The sequence below is a fragment of the Aminobacter sp. LjRoot7 genome (assembly GCF_964252895.1).
Taxonomy (GTDB): Bacteria; Pseudomonadota; Alphaproteobacteria; order Rhizobiales; family Rhizobiaceae; genus Aminobacter; species Aminobacter aminovorans_B.
Genome location: NZ_CAXUPX020000005.1, coordinates 296,498 through 313,352, shown reverse-complemented (window position 1 = coordinate 313,352; position 16,855 = coordinate 296,498). Strand labels below are relative to the sequence as shown.

Genomic DNA, 16,855 nt, shown 5'->3' with positions numbered 1-16,855 from the left:
CTATTCATTGCGAACACGCGTCGGCCTGAGGCAGTTCGATGTGCCGGGCGCAGGCCAGCAGACGCGACAGTGGCACGGTGATCCCGTGCAGCATCACCGAGCGTCTCCAGCCGTCTGATGATCGCTCGACCGGAACCGAAAGACTGTCGAAGTCGTAGATGTTCGAGATGGCGGTGAAACGCCCGCCTATCGCCGACAGATCGCGCGGTGTGCCGGCGTCCTTGCGGATGTCCGGCCAGGGAATGCTTGGCGTCAGCAGCATGTCGAGTCCCGCCGCATAGGCGAGGTCGAGAAGCCGCTGCCGATGGCCGAAAAGCCGTTGCCTTGCCGCTGCTGCCTGTTGTGGCTCGATCGCCTTGCCGGCGCGCATGACGTCACGGACGGCCGGATTGTAGATTTCGGAATGCTCCGTCATCAGCCGCTTGTGGAACAGCCAGTTCTCGAAGCTCATGACGAGGAAGAAATCGTCCTGCGCCTCTTCAGTCATCCAGATCGGCGTCGGCTCCACCCGGTATCCCAGCGCCATGAGGCGAGACACCGACGACCGTAGGGCGGCTTCGGCGGCAGGTGCTATGTCGTGCCAGGAGATGTCGGGCACGCCGATAGTCGGCCGTTCCTTGTCCAGGGTTGGCCTGTCGGCCGGCTCGATATGCAGGGACGGGCATCTCGCCAGGATCAGCGCGATATCAATTGCACTGCGCGCGATGAGGCCGGTGCTTTGGCCCGACAGCGCGCCATTGACCTGCCCCCTGTCGGAAAGGGAGCCTTTCCGCGGCCGCAACCCGGCGACGCCGGCCAGCGCGGCGGGATGCCTGACCGAACCGGCCGCGTCGCTGCCCAGCGCAAGCCGTGTGAAGCCTGCCGCCACCGCCACCGCCCCACCGACAGTCGAGCCGCCGGCAAAATATGCCGGTCCTCGAATGCACTGCGTCGGCGCGGGCCCGGCGCTGGAGCAGAACTGGTTGGTCTCCTGCTTGGCCACGATCACCGCGCCGGCCTTGCGGAGTGCGGTGACGGCCGGGCTCTGCGGCAAGCGAAGCAGCTGTCCGACATCGGCCGGCGTGCCTGCTTTGGTCGGCAGGCCGGCAACGACGATGGTGTCCTTGACCCCGACGGGCAGGCCGAAGAGCCCCTGATTGCTCTTTGACACCGGGCGGGCGCCGATGCGGTCGAGCTCCGAAACCAGCCATTCCCGGCTGGGGTCGCACATGGAGCGAAGCGTGGCGTCGCGGTGTCCGATCTCCGCGAGCAGTGCCGCGTAATGCTCGCGGAGCTGGTCCGGCCGGGCGGCCGCCTGCTCCAGAAGGGCGTGGAGCGGCGTGTCAAAGAACATCGAGATAATCTCTCAGCTGCCTGCCAGGCGCGATCAGTCCGCCAAGCTCCAGCGCTTCCGACCAGCGCCCGACCTGATCCAGTTGCAGGGTGCTGGAAGCCGCCCAGAAGTCGAGGTCCCGATGCAGCTGGAGGACGGCGAGCAGCCGCTCGGCGCTGAAATCAGGAAAGAACGGAGCCACGGCGCGCGCGATCACTTCCGTCGTCTCGCCGCGCAGCCATTTCAGACTGTTGTCGAGTGCCTTGGCGAAGCGCTGAAGCAGCTCGCGCTTTCGCTCAAGATGCGACCGGTCAACCATGTAAACGCTCCATGGCAGGCGGCCGGCCTGCCGGCTTACGGGCAAGGTTATGCGCAGGTCGTTGCGCAAGGCCGTGTCGCCATCGATGAAAAGCACGTCGCCGACGCCGCGGAGGAACTCGCCGATCGCATCCTCCGCCGTGTAGCCGACGATCGGTTTGATCTCGCCCAGAGAGAGGCCGCTTCTGTTGAGCGCATAGGTGAATGCCGCCCATGCGGTGGGGGTCTGGCCGGGATGGACGAGGATGGCCTTGCCGCGCAGGCCGGACCATTGCAGGTCGTGAAGGTCGGTCGCTCGCTGCGCCAGCACGTGGCGTGTCTGCTGATTGCTCTGCGCCACGATGACCGGGTTCACGCCCGTTTCGGCCAATCTGACGCCATAGAGGCAGGTACCGAGCAGGAGGTCGACTTCGCCACGATTGACGGCTCCAACCGTGCCCTCGCAGGTGCCGTTGTTCCGGTGGAATTCGAGCAGGATCGACTGCTCGGCGAACAGGCCAGCCGAAACCCCGGCGTATTGAGGCGCGTACATGACGTCGTGCGCGCAAGCGATCCTCAATGTGTCCACTGTTCAGTCCGCACGTCGTCTTGAGTTCGTGTGAAGCCCGATGAAGCCGGAATGCGCGGCCGGTCGTCGGAGCGGGTTGCCAGCTGTCGCCGCGCCGAATTGCTTCAGCGCGGCGACAGCCGTCTTGCCGTCTCGGGAGAGAGACACAGGTAAGCCTGATTTTCAGATGCAGCGAACGCTTCGCCGAGATCGTCAAAGGGGCGTTGCAACGCCCGTTGGCCGGCTCAGATGTCAGCCCTGCGATCTCGCGCCTAACGTCGATGGATCAGTCGATCCCGCCCAGATTGCCGGCCGGCTCCGGCTGGTTGACCACGATCTCGTCGATGATGACATCGGGGTATCCGTAGTGCTCGGCGATGGCCTTGAGGGTTCCCTCAGCCTTCGTCGCCTTCAGCGCGACCTCGATCGCCTTGGTGAGCTCGGTCTCGGACTTCAGCACGGCGAAGCCGCCATTGGCGAGCTTCCATCCCCGCGCGCTGTTTTCCGGCTTGATGATGCGGAACTGGCCGGCGTTTTCCTTGCTGTTGAGGACGGTCGTTGCCGACACGAGGCCGGTGATCTCGGAGTCGACCGAGCCACTCTTGACCGCCAGCAGTGCTGCGTTGGGATCGGGGTAGGTCCTGACGTCGATCTTTTCCTTGCCGGCTGCCTGGCATTTGGGCTGCAGCTTTTCCTCCACCCAGGGGCCGAACACGTCGCCATTGATGCGGCTTACGGACTTGCCGCAGAGATCCATCAGGCCATTGATCGATTTGTCGCTTTCTCGGGTCAGGACGACGAGGCCGAGCGTGGTGTAGTTAATGAAGTTGAGGATCTGCTCGCGCTTCTTGTTGTCGCCCATGCCTGCCGCGATCATGTCGGCCTTGCCGGCCTGAAGGCTCGGAATGGTGCCTTCGAACTTGATGTTGTCGAAGGTGACCTTGACGCCCATCTTGGCGGCGACGGTCTTGACGACGTCGATCTCGATGCCGGTCAGCTCGTTCTTGTCGTCGAAGAACATCCACGGCGCATAGGGCGCGGAGACGACGAGGCGGAGCGCGCCGTTGAACTTGGCGGGAACCAGCGCGGCGGCTGCCTCGTCCTTGGCGATTGTCTTGCCGAGAACGACCTGGTCCGTCCCGGACTGGGCGAGTGCGGCGCTTGCGAAGGTCGTGCAGGCGAATGCGGCGGCGGCGAAGGATGCGAGCAGTTTCTTGGTGCTAGGCATTACGTGTTCCTCTCTGTTGGACTGCTAAAGAAGTCTGCGTAGGAATTCCCGGGTGCGCTCATGCTTGGGATCGAGCAGGACCTCGCCCGGCAGGCCCTGTTCGACTATCTCTCCGTCGGCCATGAAGATGACGCGGTCGCAGACCTCGCGTGCGAAGCCGATCTCATGGGTGACGACGATCATGGTCATGCCCTCCTGCGCCAGCGTCCGCATGACCTCGAGCACGTCGCCGACGAGCTCGGGATCGAGCGCGCTGGTGGGCTCGTCGAAGAGCATCACGCGCGGTTTCATGGCGAGGGCGCGGGCGATGGCGATGCGCTGCTGCTGGCCGCCCGAGAGCTGCATCGGATAGTGATCGGCCCAATCGCCGAGGCCGACCAGGCCGAGCAATCGCCTGGCATCCCGCTCCACCTCGGCGCGCGGCAGCTTGAGGACGCGGATCGGCCCTTCCATGATGTTTTCCAGCGCCGTCATGTGCTGGAATAGGTTGAAGCCCTGAAACACCATGCCGATGCTGCGGCGCTGGTAGGAGAGGACCTTGTCGGAGACCTCGTGCAACTCGCCGTGCCTTACGGCGTAGCCGACCGGTTCACCGGCAACCAGGACGCAGCCACTGTCCTGGCCTTCCAGATGGTTCATGCAGCGAAGCAGCGTGCTCTTGCCGGAGCCGCTCGGCCCGATCAGCGCGACGACTTCGCCCTCGGCGACGTCGAGATCGATGCGCTTGAGAACAACCTTGTGGCCGTAGGATTTGGTCAGGGTCCTGACGCTGACGAGTGGATGAGCGGTCATGGGATCAGCTCCTTTCGCCACTGGCAGCCACGCTGCGCAGGCCGATGTTCCAAAGGCCCCGGAGGCGGCTTTTCTGGCGAGGGGAGCGGGTGCGGGCCACGGATTGGCCGAACCGCCGCTCGAGCCATGATTGCGGGATGGTGAGAAGGGAGACCAGGATCAGGTACCAGATGCTGGCGACGATAAGCAGCGGGATGATCTGGAACGTCTGCGAGTAGACGTTCTGCAGGTTGGTCATGAGATCGTTGCCGGCAATGACCGAGACGAGCGAGGTGCCCTTCAGCATGGCGATCACCTCGTTGCCCATCGGCGGGCTGATCACCCTCAGCGCTTGCGGCATCACCACGCGGCGGAACGCCTGCAGCCGTGTCATGCCGACGGATCGCGCCGCCTCGACCTGGCCCCGCGGAACAGACAGGATGCCGCTTCTGACGATTTCGGCCGAATAGGCGGCCGCGTTCAGCGACAGGGCCAGGATCGCCGCGACCATCGGGGTGACGACGTCGGAGGTCGGGAACGAAAAGATGGTGCCGATGCCCGGAATGCTGAGAGAAATGTCGGGTGTGAAAATGCCGAGGTAGCCCCAGAAGATGAGCTGGACGAGCAGCGGCGTGCCTCTGAAGATGGAGATGTACAGCCGTGCCAGAGTTGAAAGCACGATGTTTTCCGACAGGTGCATCATCGCCAGGATGATCGCGCCGGCGATGCCGGCCACCATCGATATGGCCGTCAGGTAGAGTGTTACGCCGACACCCCTCAGCGTCACGTCCTTGAAGAGGTATTCCAGGATGACGGCACGGTCGACGACCGGGTTTTCGAGGAACCGCCACAGCAGGAACGCAAAGATGGCGATGCACGCGACAGCGGCCACCGGCGTCCACGGCTGAGGCCTGGGGATGAGGCGCGCATCGTCGGGCAGGATGGGTGGCACCCATCCTTGCGCAGGCGGTTCGCGGTCGCTTGCCGTCTCCTGACGGAGATAGTTTGCCGCCCGTGGCAGGTTCATCATGGCAAGGCCCTTTCGCCTTTCGACGGCGAGTCCGCGCGTGGCGGACAACCCGGGGATTTGTCGGTAATGGTTCTTGAATTTGCGGCCGCTCTTCCGAAATCGGCCTGACCTGCGGGCAAAGAACGACCCGCCAGCGCCTGCCCATGGCAGGCGCCCCGTAAGAGGCATTGAGGCATCTCGACCCTCCCAGCCGATGTTGCGTCGTTGAGCTTATTAGTACGCCAATATGTATATACAAGCAAGCGATTTATGATACAATCGTGTATACAATTAATTTTGCAGAGAAAGAATTTTTGAGACGTTAAACGAGACGCGTGGCTGCGTCCTCGCTGTAGGTCGGTTGGCTAAACTGTCCAATTCTGAACAAAACACGCTGGGAATTGGCTTTCCGTCAGCAGGATAGGCCGTCGGCCGCCAAGAGCGGCCTCGGTCTTTGGTTCCAAGATAATTGTATACAATCAATATTGAAAAATGGCTGCGGCAAGCATGCCAAGCCGACATGCCAGGCTGGGCGGCGGTTGCGTTTTGCACTTTGGCAAGACGTCGAACGGCAGCAATTGAGCAGCGGGAGCAGATGCGCCTGGTCCCAAGCAGCGCTGATGATCGACTTGAGCCCGGCAAACGCGCCGGGCTCGCGAACTGGTCAGTTAAACTGTGCCTCAACCAGAATCTGGGCCAGCCGTTCCACTTCGCTGTAGGTGATGGCAAGCTCGGCCTGGTGGTCGCCGACGACCCGAACTTCAAGTGAAGCGAGGAGCTCAGCTGTCGTGTAGGCGCGCACCACGAAAATCGCGTCGAAACCGAATTTTTGCCGATACGCTGCTAACAGCTCGATCAACCTGCCTTGCTGATACGCCGTCATGCGGCTCAGGCGCTCGGAGCGGGTTTCGTCCGTGACGATCTCGGCCGACCGGATGGCGGGGTCGAGCGGGGTGTAGTGCTTCAGGAGCTCGAATTTCTCGGCCTCGCTGGTCGCCCGGAACTGCTGGCGAAGCGCGGCAAATATGGCCTGACTGTCGACCAGCTGGCCGGATGCCTGGTCATAGGCGCGTCCGGCAAGGGCAGCACCGCCGCGAAAACAACTGGCGAACTTTTCGACAAAGCTCGCCTTGTCGAACCTGGCTTCGGTTGCAGCTGGATTGCCTTGCATCTGGTCGGGTCTCTTCGTGAAGATGTGTCGGGCATTGCCGACAGGTTGGGTTCAGCTGGCGCGTGCCATGTTCGCCTGACGCCGGTAGATCACCGGGAACCAGTCCTCGCGCAGTCTTTCGCCCGGCTGCATGCCATGGCCTGGGAAGGGCGGCGAGGTGCGCCCCGGTCGCTGCACGTAGCGCGCATCGTCGCCCATCAGCCGAAGCGAAAAGGCCCGGCGCCGCGTCTGGCTCTGGTTGCCACGGGCGCCATGCAGCGTCTTGTAATCGAACGCGACAGCGTCGCCCGGCTCCATCTCCCATTCCAGGATCGTCATGCCTTCGGCATCAGGATCAGGCACGGGCATGTAGGTGTTCGTGTCGGGGTAGAAATTCTCTTCCGAGAGCCAGCGTGTCGGGAGCACCGGCTTGTGCCACAGGTGAGATCCGGCGACGCAGCGCAGCGAAGCTTCCCGAACCGGATCGAGGGGCGACCAGAAGCTGACGGTCTGCCGGCCCTCGACAAAATAATAGGGCGCGTCCTGATGCCAGGGGGTTGGCCTTGACGTTCCCGGTTCCTTGACCAGCACATGATCGTGGAAGAGCTGCACCGTGTCCGACTGCATCAGGTCCGCGGCAACCTCAGCGGCGGAGGACGTGCGGATTACATCCTCGAATTCCGGGATGCGCTGCCAGTTGCAATAATCATCGAAGAACCGGCCGCCTTCGCCAGCCTTCAGGTTTTCGGCGGCATATTCGCCAGGTTCGGCCATGTTGGTCTCGACGCCTTTGCGCAGGCTTTCGACATGGTTGCGAAATAGGCCCTTGATCAGCACGGCGCCGTCGCGCCGATAGTTTTCGATGTGTTCGTGGGTGATAAGCGGATGGTGTGCCATGGCCATGTCCTGCTGAATGCAAGGGATCATGGTGTCGGCTGATTTTAACTGCCAATCATATCTACATAAGATAAATATAATCCCATGTTATACCTTTCGCTCAGGCAGCTCGAATATGTCGTGGCGGTGGCGCGCGCCGGAAGCCTGACAGTTGCCGCCCAGCAGGTGAACGTTTCCCAGCCGGCATTGTCGGTGGCGATCACCCATGTCGAGGCTCATCTCGGGCAGAAACTCTTCCTGCGGCGCAAGGGCGTGCCGGTGACGCTTACCGGGTTCGGCCGGCTTTTCCTGGCAGACGCCGAAGCACTCCTGTCGCGCGCCGCGCGGCTGGAGGACCCCAAAGCGCTGGGTCTGCGGCGGCTGGAACGGATCACCTTGGGCATCTTCGAGGATCTGGCTCCAGCCTATCTGGCGCCATTGCTCCGGCGGCTGCGTGACGAATTCCCCGATGTCGAGATCCGGTCGAAGGTAGCCACGTTCGAGGCGCTCGCCGAGGCCGTTCTGGCAGGCCAGGTCGACCTCGCCTTGACCTATGATCTCGGGCTCGACGCCAGTTTCCAACGCGAGCTGATTGTGCGCGTGCAGCCGCAAGCATGGCTTGCGCTGGACGATCCCTTGGCTGGGCACGATGAAATCAGGCTGTCGGATCTCGCCGACCGGCCGCTGATCCTCTCCGATCAGGGCCTGTCGATCCAGCACATGCTGGGGCTGTTCCGGGTGCTTGGCGCTACGCCTGTTATCGCGCACCGGGCAGCCTCGATCGAGGTACTGCGAAGCCTTGCGGCGAATGGCGAAGGCATCGGGATCAGCTATGCCAATCCGGCTGGCGCGCTAAGCTTTGACGGCAAGCCCGTTGTGCGGGTGCAGATTGCCGACAAACATGCCGAAGAGCCGATAGTGCTCGTCCATTGCGGCGATCAGCCGGCACCCTTGCCCGACATTCGTGCAGCCATTCTGGCTGCAACCGGCTAGCAGCGAATCTCGGAATGAAAGCCGGAAGCGAGGCTGCCACCGTCAGGTCAACGTGCGACGGCAATCTCGTACGAAAGGGGGAGGGCCATCCGGCGCTCTCCAAGAGACTGATAAGGGGCACCTTTGGGCAGCCGGGCATCTGCCGAAGGTATCAATCGCTTGGGTCATCGCCACCGGATGGCCTAGGGAGCCCTGGTCAGGAGGGGACCAGGGTTCCAACACGCGTCGCATTTGCTTCTGCCTCGCGCAGGGCCGACCGCTTGCCCCGGTGAAGGTCCTTGGCAAACACGCAGGCCGCATCGTGGCCTGGGGACAGCTTGAAGGGCGGCGGTACCTGCTGCTTGCAGTCGTCGACCGCCATTGGACAGCGAGTGCGGAATCGGCAGCCGGACGGCGGATTGGTCGGGCTCGGTACCTCCCCCACCATCAGGGGGACCTTGCGCTGCCTCTCGGCGATGGGATCGGCCTCGGGCACCGAGGCCAGCAACATCTGCGAGTACGGATGGCTCGGATGGTCGTAGAGCTCCTGCGACGGCCCATGCTCCACGATCTTGCCGAGATACATGACATAGACGCGCGAAGCCGCCTGCCTGACGAGTTCGAGGTCGTGGGCAATGAACAGGCAGGCCACGCCGAGGTCCTTCTGCAAGCGCAGAAACAGGTTCATCACCTGGGCCCGGATCGAGAGGTCCAGCGCGCTGACTGGTTCGTCGCAGATCAACACGCGTGGATTGACCGCAAGGGAGCGGGCAATGGCGACGCGCTGGCGCTGGCCGCCGGACAGCTCGCGCGTATGGCGATCCTTGACAGCATCCGCCAGGCCGACCTGGTCGAGAAGCTCCTTGGTGCGGCGCTCGCGGTCGGCCCTGGACCTGATGCCGTCGATCTGCAGGGCTTCGTCGAGGGCCTCGCCGACCGTCTGGCGGTCGTTGAGGGACGAATACGGATCCTGGAACACATATTGCAGCGCCCTGCGGCTGTCGCGGAGTGCTGAGCCCGAAAGTGTACTCAGGTCGACGCCATCGAGCAGCACCCGCCCGGCGGTTGCCTTCTCGAGCCCGACGATCGTGCGCCCGAGCGTCGACTTGCCGCAACCGGACTCGCCGACAAGGCCAACGATCTCACCCGGAAAGAGTTCGATCGAGACATCGTCGACCGCATGCACGAACTTGCCGCGCTGGACGCTCTTGAACCTGGTTTGCAGGTTTTCGACTTTGAGAACGGGGCCGTGTGTCATGCTGCTGCCCTTCCTTCATTGACGACGGGGCAAGCGACGAAGACCGAACCGTCCGTCGAAGGCACCAAGGGAGGCCGGTTGGCTGTGCATGCAGGAACCGAGAAGTCGCAGCGTGGCGCAAACGCACAGCCCTTGAACGGAGCTCCGAGCGTCGGCGGAACGCCGGGAAGTCCGCGGAACTGCGAGCCGATCGGGTCTTCCCGCTTCGGTATCGCGTTGATGAGGCCGCGTGTGTAGGGGTGGCGCGGGGTGACCAGCACCTTGTCCACCGGCCCCCGCTCCGCCGCCCGCGCCGCATACATGACGACGATGTTGTCGGCCGCACCCGCCACCACGCCCATGTCATGGGTAATAAGCACCATGGCCATGTTGAGCCGCTTCTGCAGATCCTTGAGCAGGCGCAGGATCTGGGCCTGAACGGTCACGTCGAGAGCAGTCGTCGGCTCATCGGCGATCAGCAGCTTGGGTTCGCCCGCCAGTGCGGTGGCAATGACGATGCGCTGCCTGAGGCCGCCCGACAGCTCGTGAGGGTACTGGCGGAGCCGGGCAGCAGGATCGGAGATGCCGACAAGCTTGACGAGCTCCAGCGCGCGCGCTTCTGCCGCGCGTGGCGTCATGTCGAGGTGGAGTTCCGCCATCTCGGCAATCTGGCGGCCGATGCGCCGCACCGGATTGAGCGCGCTCATCGGGTCCTGGAAGATGAAACCGACTGACTTGCCGCGTATCTTGCGGATTTCCGGCTCCGGCAGCCCGATCAGTTCGCGCCCGTCAAAGCGCACCGAACCCGACAGGTTGGTCGTCACGCCCGTCGGCATGAGCCCGAGGGGAGCGAAATTCATCACGGTCTTGCCGCTGCCGCTTTCGCCGACGATGGCAAGGCATTCGCCCTGGCGGACGGTGTAGCTTACTCCGTCGACAGGGCGCAGGGCGGACTTGGCCGTCAGCAGGTCGACGGTCAGGTTGCTGACGCTCAGAAGCGGTTCGTCATGCATCGGAGTTCTCCTTGGCCCAGCCGGCGACTTCGCTCCGCCGCATGGCGAGCATGCGCCGCGTCAGCGGCTTCGGGATGCGGTTGAGCGCGATGGCTTCGCCAAGCGTATTGAAGCCGATCACGGCGGCCGTCAGGGCGAGGCCCGGCAGGATGACCTGGCGCGGATCGGACTCGAGATAAGGCAATGCGTCGACAAGCATCTGCCCCCATTCCGGCGTCGGCGGCTGGATGCCCAGGCCGAGGAAGCTGAGCGTGGCGACAGCCAGGGCCGCGGTGCCGGCATCCGCTGTTGCATAGACCATGACCGCGCCGATGGTGCCGGGCAGCAGATGGCCGAAATAGATGCGCCAGGGGCTGGCGCCAAGCACCCGAAGCGCCTCGATATGCGGTTTGCTCATGATGCTGACCGCAACCGCACGGCTGATGCGGCCGCTCATCGGCCACCATGCAAGGGCGAGCGCCAGCACCATGGTCCAGTAGCCCGGGCCGACGATGCCGATGACCGCCAGCGCAGTGATCAGGCTGGGAATGGACAGGCCGACGTCAACGACACGCATCAAAAGGTCATCGACCCAGCCACGATGGTAGCCGGCGATCGTGCCCATCAGGATGCCGATCGTCATGGCGATGATGAGGACCGAGCCGACGCTGACCAGAGAGGTGTTGGCGGCAAGGATCAGGCGACTGAGGGTGTCGCGCCCGAGGTGGTCGGTGCCGAGCCAGTGGGCAGCACTTGGTGCCTGGCTTGCAGCCAGCAGGTTCTGAGCGCTGGGATCCTGCGGTGCGAGCCAGGGGGCAAAAGTGCCCAGGGCAATGAACAGGCCGATGACGATCAGGGCCACGCGGGGGAACTTGTTCAGCCGGGCTAGGATAGGCGTGAGTTTGTTCATGATCAGCTCCATTGGCGCCGGATGCGGGGATCGGTCATCAGGACCGCAAGATCGACGATCAGGTTCACCACGATGAAGAAGGAGAGGAAGATCAGCAGGCATGCCTGCACGACCATGAAGTCGCGGAAACGCACGCCAGCGAGGAAGTAGTCACCAACGCCCTGCCAGGCGAAGAGCGGCTCGACGATGATCCCGGTGGCCGTCATCAATCCCACCTGGGTGCCAAGCGCATTGATGAAGACGGGCGTGATGTTGGGCAGCGCTTCGCGAAACAGGATGGCTGTGCGCCCCAGTCCCTTGCTCTTGGCCGTCAGCACGTAGGGGCTGGTCATCGCCTCCTCCAGTCCGACACGCACGACGCGGCTGAGCACTGCTGCCGGCAGGACCGCAACGGTGAGCCATGGCAACACCCAGCTCACCGGGCCGTTGAACCCGAAGGACGGGAACCATTGGAAGGTGACGGAGAAGCCGTAGATCATCAGCGCGCCGACGAAGAAAGTCGGTGTCGATGCGCCGATGAGTGCCAGACCGCGTGAAACGCGGTCTGGCAGTTTGTAGGGCCAGAAGGCACCCAGGAAGCCAAGAAGCAGGCTGAGCAGGGTCGCAATCACGGCGCTGCCCGCGATAAGCGTCCCGGTGACCATCATGCGATGTGGCAGGTCCGCACTGACCGCCTGGCCCGTCCTGTAGGAGATGCCGAAATCTCCTGTGACGGCATCTCCGAGCCAATCCACGTAGCGCATCAGCAGTGGCTTGTTCAGTCCTATCTCTTCCTCGACCTGGGCAACGTAACCTGGGACGGCCACCGCGCCGCGCAGTTCGGCAATCAGGACGGCAACATTACCCGGGGCCGAGACGACGAGCGTGAAGCAGACCACGGAAGCCAGGAACAGCAGGACCAGGGAATGCTTCAGCCGCTTGCTGATAAAGTGGATCAAGGCAGCCTCCCTCAGTCGGCCAGCACGATTTTTTCGTACGGCATGTCGTATTCAGTGACCGGGCTGGTGAAGCCCTGGACACGCTTGGAGTGCGCCCAGATGCTGGGAACGTAGACCAACGGTGCGATGGCGTCGTTGTCATAGAGCCAGTCGTAGACCTTCTGGATCGTCGGCTCGATCTGGTCCCCGGTCGCCGCCGTCGCCGCATTGATCAGCGGGTCCAGATTGACGGCGTCAGTGACCAGCTTGCCTTCGACGTCGTTCTTGAAGGTCGACAGGCAGAGCGCCACGACGGATCCGAAAGGATCATAAGGCGCGCCATAGGTGAGGAAGAAGCCGAGATCGTACTTCTTCTCCAGCATGTCGGTGTGCTTGGAGGCATGGTCGACCGAACGGACGACAAGATCGATGCCGATCTCCTTCATCTCGGACTGGATCACTTCGGCGATCACGCGAGAGCCAGGAACGGCATCGGGGCTGACGACCATCTCGAGCGTCAGCGGTTTGCCGTCCTTGGAACGAATGGGACTGCCGGTCCAGCCAGCCTTCTCCAGCAGCGCCGAGGCAGCCGCCACGTCGCGGACAGGAGCGTCGTGCTGCTTGCCGGCATAGGGCAGCGCCGACGAAAACAGGTTGCCGGCCGGCTTGGCATAGCCGTGGTAGAGAGCCTGGGAAATGGCCGCGCGATCGATGCCGATGCTGATCGCCTTGCGGACCTGCTGGTCCTTCAGCGCTTCGGCACGGTCAGGGTTGAAGGCCATGACCAGTGAGACATTGCCCGGGTCGATGGCGACGTTGAAGCCCGCCGCCTCGAGCTGCTTGCCTTCCTCGGGCGTCAAGGGCGCGATCCAGAAGCCGCCGATCAGGTCGATCTCGCCGGCGCGCAGTGCTGCGACCCGCGACCGCGGATCCGGGATGACCTTGGCTTCGAGCCGTTCATAAGACGGCATCTCGCCCCAATAGCCTTCGTGGTGCTCGAAGACACTCTGGGTGTCGTCGGCACTGACCTGGCGCCAAGGTCCCGTGCCGACCGGCTCGCCGAACTTGCCGTCGGCGCCGACCGACTTCGGGCTCAGGAAGCGGACCGGGCGGGTGTAGGAGAGCTCCTGCATCAGCGCCAGGACAGGCTCCTTGAAATGCAGGGTGACGTGATAGTCGTCGACCACTTCGAGGGACTCGAAATATTTGGAGCAGTTCATCCAGCTGAACTGTTCCTTGCCGAGCCAGCGGTCGAGGTTCCACTTGCAGGATGCGGCGTCGAACACGGTGCCGTCCTGGAAGGTCACGCCCTGACGAAGCGTGAGATGAAGCGTCTTGCCGCCGTCCTCGATCTTCCAGTCGGTCGCAAGGCACGGCTCGATCTGGCCGCCCTTGCCGTATTTCACCAGTGGTTCGAACATCAGGTCCTGGATGGCCCAGATGGCATAGTGGCTCTGCGGATCCAGATTGCCGGCAGGCTTGGCAATCGCAACGCGCAGCGTGCCGGCCGCACCTTCGGCATATGCGATCCTGGCAAATGCGGCTTCCGCCATGACCAGCCCTACGGCGGCCGACGATACCTGCAGGAATGAACGCCTGTTCAATGTCATTGGGTAGCTCCTCTCTTCGATCGTTCCCTGGCGCCTTGAAACTTCCGCTACGGAAATTTAGCACTCACTTGTATAGACATATAACTCTAGGCATGTATACAATCTTTCGTCAACATCGTATTTTTCGAAAGGAAGTTGCGCAGATGACTTGATCGACGGAGGGGAGCCGGGCTCGTCGTTGAGCCGCGACCAATGGAGTTCTGAGAAAGCTTGGAAGCTTCTGGGCCAAGGGCGAAGCTTTGCCGAAAGGTGGCCTTTGTCTCGTCTGCACGCTGCGGACCGAACTGACATGCAAGCGTTTCGGAGACCAGATATCGCGCTCCGGTGAGAGCCCAAGTCTGGCAAATAATTGTATACAATTGCGAGGAAGCGAGTGCGAGTTAAGCTGATAAATCCCAATACCACGGCTTCGATGACCGAGCTTATGGGCGAAGCCGCGCGTGCGGTTGCAGCACCTGGCACCGAAGTTGTTCTCGCGACATCCCGGTCCGGCGCGGCATCGATCGAAGGGCACTACGACGAAGCCTTGAGCGTGCTGGGCACCATCGACGAGATCCTTGAGGGAGATGCCGCCGACGCATATGTGATCGGCTGCTTTGGCGATCCGGGGTTGCTCGCGGCCAGGGAGGTTACGGCAGCCCCGGTCATCGGCATCGCGGAAGCGGCGATGCATGCGGCGACATTTGTCGCCACCAGCTTTTCCATTGTCACGACGCTCGAACGCACCCGCGTCATCTCCGAGCAGCTGGTGCGCAACTACGGCATGCAGGACCATTGCCGGCGTGTGCGGGCGACTGACGTCGCCGTGCTGGAACTGGAAAAGCCAGGATCCAGCGCTCGCGCGATCATACTGGGCGAGTGCGAGGAAGCGCTGCGTGACGATCGCGCGGAAGCGATCGTTCTCGGCTGTGCCGGCATGGCGGACCTGGCAAAGTACCTGGAAGGACGGCTCGGCGTGCCAGTGATCGACGGCGTCGCCGCCGCCGTGAAATTCGCTGAAGCCATCGTCGGAATGGGCCTGCGCACGTCCAAGGCTGGCGACCTGGCTTACCCGTTGCCGAAACCTTATGTCGGCAAGCTCTCCGGTTATGCTCCCGCCAAGCTGTTTCCTACGGCCAGGCGGCAATCCGCCGAACCCTTCGTGATTTCAGGATAGGATCAAGGATTTCGATATCGCAGAGTTGCTGGAATGCGAGAGCTCAGGCCGCCGTGTGTGCCCCGGAGCTCGTCATACTATCGACGAGCACGGTTCAACCCAGCTAATCAGTCATCCGCCCGGCGCTGATGATCCATGCGCGGGAGTCGAACAGCACACCTTCGGCAGTCATATGCGCCTCGAGCAAATTGCGCAGTCGTTGAAGCGGCTCGTCCGCTGGTTCATCAGCGCGCGCAAGCGCTTCCTTCACCATGTAGAGGCCGGCGAGGGCGTCCAGCGCTGAATCGACGTCCGGCCCGTAGAACACCGGCTCCCTCACCTCGACAAAGTCGATCGAGGCGAAGCCGGCGGTGCTGAGCAGTTTTGTGGCGACGGCGGGATCTCCCAGCGAAAACGCCTTGCTGGTGTCCGTGGTAACAGCGGCTCCCGGCGCCAGCGCCTGCCTGATGGCGCTGGACCATGGGTTTCGCTCCTGGCTCTGCCACACCATCCACGCAAGTCGGGCACCTGGGCGCATCGCCCTGGCGATGTTGGCAAATGCCGCCGCAGGATCGGCAAAGAACATCACGCCGAACCGGCTGATGCACAGATCGAAGCTGGCAGCCGGAAAGTCATGGTGTTGCGCGTCGCCCAGTTCGAACGCAACGTTCTGCAGCCCGGCTTCCGTGCAACGCTGCCGCGCGATCTCGAGCATCCCAGCAGAAATATCCACGCCGACCACGTTTGCCTTCATCGCGGCAAGGGCGGCCTCACGGGTGGTCTGGCCCGCGCCGCAACCGATATCAAGCACGCGGTCGAACGTCCCGACGCGCGCTGCAGCCAGAAGATGCCGGTGATGCCGCGCCAACTCCGCGTCGTAGAAATCAGCGCACTGGAATGCCATGAGACTTACCCGGTTTGTCTTGCAACTAACGGAAGATTGTCCCTCTGCGGTCACGGCAGCCTGGTCAGCCCTTGTCAGCTTTTGCAATACCGAAAACTCTATAGGGCGGCGCTCCGAGATGCCGGCCGCGCAAATTCTAGCCGAAAGGAACGAGTATGCGTCAAACAGAAGATCGTACGCTGTCGGTCATCAGCTTGACGCCCAGCGCTCCAACCACCATTCCCGCGGCGCGGTCGATCCAGACTTTGGATCGCAGATAGGCAGCCTTTGGTCCGCGTGATGAAAAACTCAGTGCCACGATGGCGTACCATATGAATTCGTTGAGGAAGAGCAGCGGCGGCAGAACAAACAACATCCAGGATGGTGTCGGCGAGGGCAACAGCGCGGCGAACATCGAAGCGTAGAAGATCGCTGTCTTTGGGTTGGAAAGTTGCACAAAGAGACCACGCAGAAGGGACTTCCAGAGCGTGCTTGGTCGTCCAGTCGCCGTCTCGGCAACCTCTATCGGTTTGGGCGCGGCGCGCCAGATACTAATTCCGAGCCAAACAAGATAGGCCCCGCCGGCCAGCCTTAGCGCAAGGTTGAGCCATTCAACTTGCAACAAGATCGCCGTCAGGCCCGCGACCGCGATGCAGGCGAAAAGGAAGCCGCCTATGCCCATGCCTATCGCCGCCATTACACCGTCTGCGCGCGACCCGGAGATGGCGATGCGCGAAACCACCACAAAGCTCGGACCTGGGCTGATAGCGCCGAGAAGGAAGACCCCGAGGATGGAAAACAGGATCGCAAGTTCATGCACGGCGTTTCCTCCTCAAATCCAATGCTCCTGCACTGGACTCTTCACCGAGACCGACCCAGCCACCACAATTAGTGGATCAACTCGTTATTGTCTGCAATGGGTCACGACCGGAACGGCTGCCATGTCGAGAACGAACCTGATGTGGTGCCTCAGGCTCATTGACCGAGG

Annotated in this window: 16 protein-coding genes; 2 read left to right on the top strand and 14 right to left on the bottom strand. The window is 62.7% G+C overall.

Translation table 11 applies throughout. The annotated features are described in order from the left end of the window. Nucleotides 1-4: 4 nt before the first annotated feature. The 7 genes from ACSQ3E_RS16990 to ACSQ3E_RS16960 all read right to left on the bottom strand — a co-directional run bounded on the left by ACSQ3E_RS16990 (nt 5) and on the right by ACSQ3E_RS16960 (nt 7,232). Nucleotides 5-1,333, bottom strand: a complete 1,329-nt coding sequence (locus tag ACSQ3E_RS16990; protein WP_436123608.1) for an amidase family protein — start codon at nt 1,331-1,333, stop codon at nt 5-7. Next, nucleotides 1,323-2,162: an ABC transporter substrate-binding protein gene (locus ACSQ3E_RS16985; RefSeq protein WP_436123607.1), complete on the bottom strand. Its 840-nt coding sequence runs from the start codon at nt 2,160-2,162 to the stop codon at nt 1,323-1,325. Before ACSQ3E_RS16985 ends, ACSQ3E_RS16990 begins: the two co-directional genes overlap by 11 nt. 301 nt (nt 2,163-2,463) lie before the next feature. Continuing rightward, the gene (locus ACSQ3E_RS16980) at nt 2,464-3,405 is read right to left on the bottom strand and encodes a transporter substrate-binding domain-containing protein (RefSeq protein ID WP_436123606.1); all 942 of its coding nucleotides are present in this window, start codon (nt 3,403-3,405) and stop codon (nt 2,464-2,466) included. A gap of 24 nt (nt 3,406-3,429) precedes the next feature. Next, a complete protein-coding gene (locus ACSQ3E_RS16975) occupies nt 3,430-4,197 on the bottom strand; it encodes an amino acid ABC transporter ATP-binding protein (protein ID WP_310320356.1) in 768 nt (255 codons plus the stop codon). 4 nt (nt 4,198-4,201) lie between these two features. Next, nucleotides 4,202-5,206: an amino acid ABC transporter permease gene (locus ACSQ3E_RS16970; protein WP_436123605.1), complete on the bottom strand. Its 1,005-nt coding sequence runs from the start codon at nt 5,204-5,206 to the stop codon at nt 4,202-4,204. Nucleotides 5,207-5,849: 643 nt separating this feature from the next. Beyond that, nucleotides 5,850-6,356, bottom strand: coding sequence for a 2-oxo-4-hydroxy-4-carboxy-5-ureidoimidazoline decarboxylase (locus ACSQ3E_RS16965; RefSeq protein WP_436123604.1), 507 nt, complete (start codon nt 6,354-6,356; stop codon nt 5,850-5,852). Nucleotides 6,357-6,407: 51 nt separating this feature from the next. Beyond that, nucleotides 6,408-7,232: a phytanoyl-CoA dioxygenase family protein gene (locus tag ACSQ3E_RS16960; protein WP_436123603.1), complete on the bottom strand. Its 825-nt coding sequence runs from the start codon at nt 7,230-7,232 to the stop codon at nt 6,408-6,410. 84 nt (nt 7,233-7,316) lie between these two features. On the opposite strand from ACSQ3E_RS16960, the gene ACSQ3E_RS16955 reads away from it, so the two are divergent. After that, nucleotides 7,317-8,204: a LysR family transcriptional regulator gene (locus ACSQ3E_RS16955; protein WP_436123602.1), complete on the top strand. Its 888-nt coding sequence runs from the start codon at nt 7,317-7,319 to the stop codon at nt 8,202-8,204. Nucleotides 8,205-8,400: 196 nt separating this feature from the next. On the opposite strand, the gene ACSQ3E_RS16950 is transcribed toward ACSQ3E_RS16955, so the two are convergent. Genes ACSQ3E_RS16950 through ACSQ3E_RS16930 form a run of 5 tightly spaced genes read right to left on the bottom strand, consistent with a single transcriptional unit; the run spans nt 8,401 to nt 13,849 of the window. Further along, a complete protein-coding gene (locus ACSQ3E_RS16950) occupies nt 8,401-9,441 on the bottom strand; it encodes an ABC transporter ATP-binding protein (RefSeq protein WP_310320349.1) in 1,041 nt (346 codons plus the stop codon). Next, complete coding sequence (locus tag ACSQ3E_RS16945; RefSeq protein ID WP_436123601.1) at nt 9,438-10,433, bottom strand: ABC transporter ATP-binding protein; 996 nt, start codon at nt 10,431-10,433, stop codon at nt 9,438-9,440. Before ACSQ3E_RS16945 ends, ACSQ3E_RS16950 begins: the two co-directional genes overlap by 4 nt. Further along, complete coding sequence (locus tag ACSQ3E_RS16940; protein WP_310320345.1) at nt 10,426-11,334, bottom strand: ABC transporter permease; 909 nt, start codon at nt 11,332-11,334, stop codon at nt 10,426-10,428. The genes ACSQ3E_RS16945 and ACSQ3E_RS16940 overlap by 8 nt, the downstream gene beginning before the upstream one ends. Beyond that, entirely contained in the window at nt 11,325-12,260 is a 936-nt protein-coding gene (locus ACSQ3E_RS16935; RefSeq protein ID WP_310320343.1) for an ABC transporter permease, read from the bottom strand. Before ACSQ3E_RS16935 ends, ACSQ3E_RS16940 begins: the two co-directional genes overlap by 10 nt. Nucleotides 12,261-12,271: 11 nt before the next feature. Next, nucleotides 12,272-13,849, bottom strand: a complete 1,578-nt coding sequence (locus ACSQ3E_RS16930; protein ID WP_436123600.1) for a nickel ABC transporter substrate-binding protein — start codon at nt 13,847-13,849, stop codon at nt 12,272-12,274. Between the two features lie 373 nt (nt 13,850-14,222). On the opposite strand from ACSQ3E_RS16930, the gene ACSQ3E_RS16925 reads away from it, so the two are divergent. Further along, nucleotides 14,223-15,005, top strand: coding sequence for an aspartate/glutamate racemase family protein (locus ACSQ3E_RS16925; protein WP_436123599.1), 783 nt, complete (start codon nt 14,223-14,225; stop codon nt 15,003-15,005). 103 nt (nt 15,006-15,108) lie between these two features. Here ACSQ3E_RS16925 and ACSQ3E_RS16920 read toward each other — a convergent pair whose 3' ends face one another. Further along, on the bottom strand, nt 15,109-15,888 hold the full coding sequence (locus tag ACSQ3E_RS16920; protein WP_436123598.1) for a class I SAM-dependent methyltransferase: 780 nt from the start codon (nt 15,886-15,888) through the stop codon (nt 15,109-15,111). Between the two features lie 160 nt (nt 15,889-16,048). Continuing rightward, nucleotides 16,049-16,687, bottom strand: coding sequence for a LysE family translocator (locus ACSQ3E_RS16915; protein WP_436123597.1), 639 nt, complete (start codon nt 16,685-16,687; stop codon nt 16,049-16,051). Nucleotides 16,688-16,855 lie beyond the last annotated feature (168 nt).

Bases quoted from the DNA above. Each gene is read 5' to 3' on its own strand.
- ACSQ3E_RS16960 (WP_436123603.1), bottom strand. From the start codon at position 7,232: ATGGCACACCATCCGCTTATCACCCACGAACACATCGAAAACTATCGG.
- ACSQ3E_RS16940 (WP_310320345.1), bottom strand. From the start codon at position 11,334: ATGGAGCTGATCATGAACAAACTCACGCCTATCCTAGCCCGGCTGAAC.
- ACSQ3E_RS16950 (WP_310320349.1), bottom strand. From the start codon at position 9,441: ATGACACACGGCCCCGTTCTCAAAGTCGAAAACCTGCAAACCAGGTTC.
- ACSQ3E_RS16970 (WP_436123605.1), bottom strand. From the start codon at position 5,206: ATGATGAACCTGCCACGGGCGGCAAACTATCTCCGTCAGGAGACGGCA.
- ACSQ3E_RS16945 (WP_436123601.1), bottom strand. From the start codon at position 10,433: ATGCATGACGAACCGCTTCTGAGCGTCAGCAACCTGACCGTCGACCTG.
- ACSQ3E_RS16920 (WP_436123598.1), bottom strand. From the start codon at position 15,888: ATGGCATTCCAGTGCGCTGATTTCTACGACGCGGAGTTGGCGCGGCAT.
- ACSQ3E_RS16930 (WP_436123600.1), bottom strand. From the start codon at position 13,849: ATGACATTGAACAGGCGTTCATTCCTGCAGGTATCGTCGGCCGCCGTA.
- ACSQ3E_RS16965 (WP_436123604.1), bottom strand. From the start codon at position 6,356: ATGCAAGGCAATCCAGCTGCAACCGAAGCCAGGTTCGACAAGGCGAGC.
- ACSQ3E_RS16980 (WP_436123606.1), bottom strand. From the start codon at position 3,405: ATGCCTAGCACCAAGAAACTGCTCGCATCCTTCGCCGCCGCCGCATTC.
- ACSQ3E_RS16985 (WP_436123607.1), bottom strand. From the start codon at position 2,162: ATGTACGCGCCTCAATACGCCGGGGTTTCGGCTGGCCTGTTCGCCGAG.
- ACSQ3E_RS16990 (WP_436123608.1), bottom strand. From the start codon at position 1,333: ATGTTCTTTGACACGCCGCTCCACGCCCTTCTGGAGCAGGCGGCCGCC.
- ACSQ3E_RS16975 (WP_310320356.1), bottom strand. From the start codon at position 4,197: ATGACCGCTCATCCACTCGTCAGCGTCAGGACCCTGACCAAATCCTAC.
- ACSQ3E_RS16955 (WP_436123602.1), top strand. From the start codon at position 7,317: ATGTTATACCTTTCGCTCAGGCAGCTCGAATATGTCGTGGCGGTGGCG.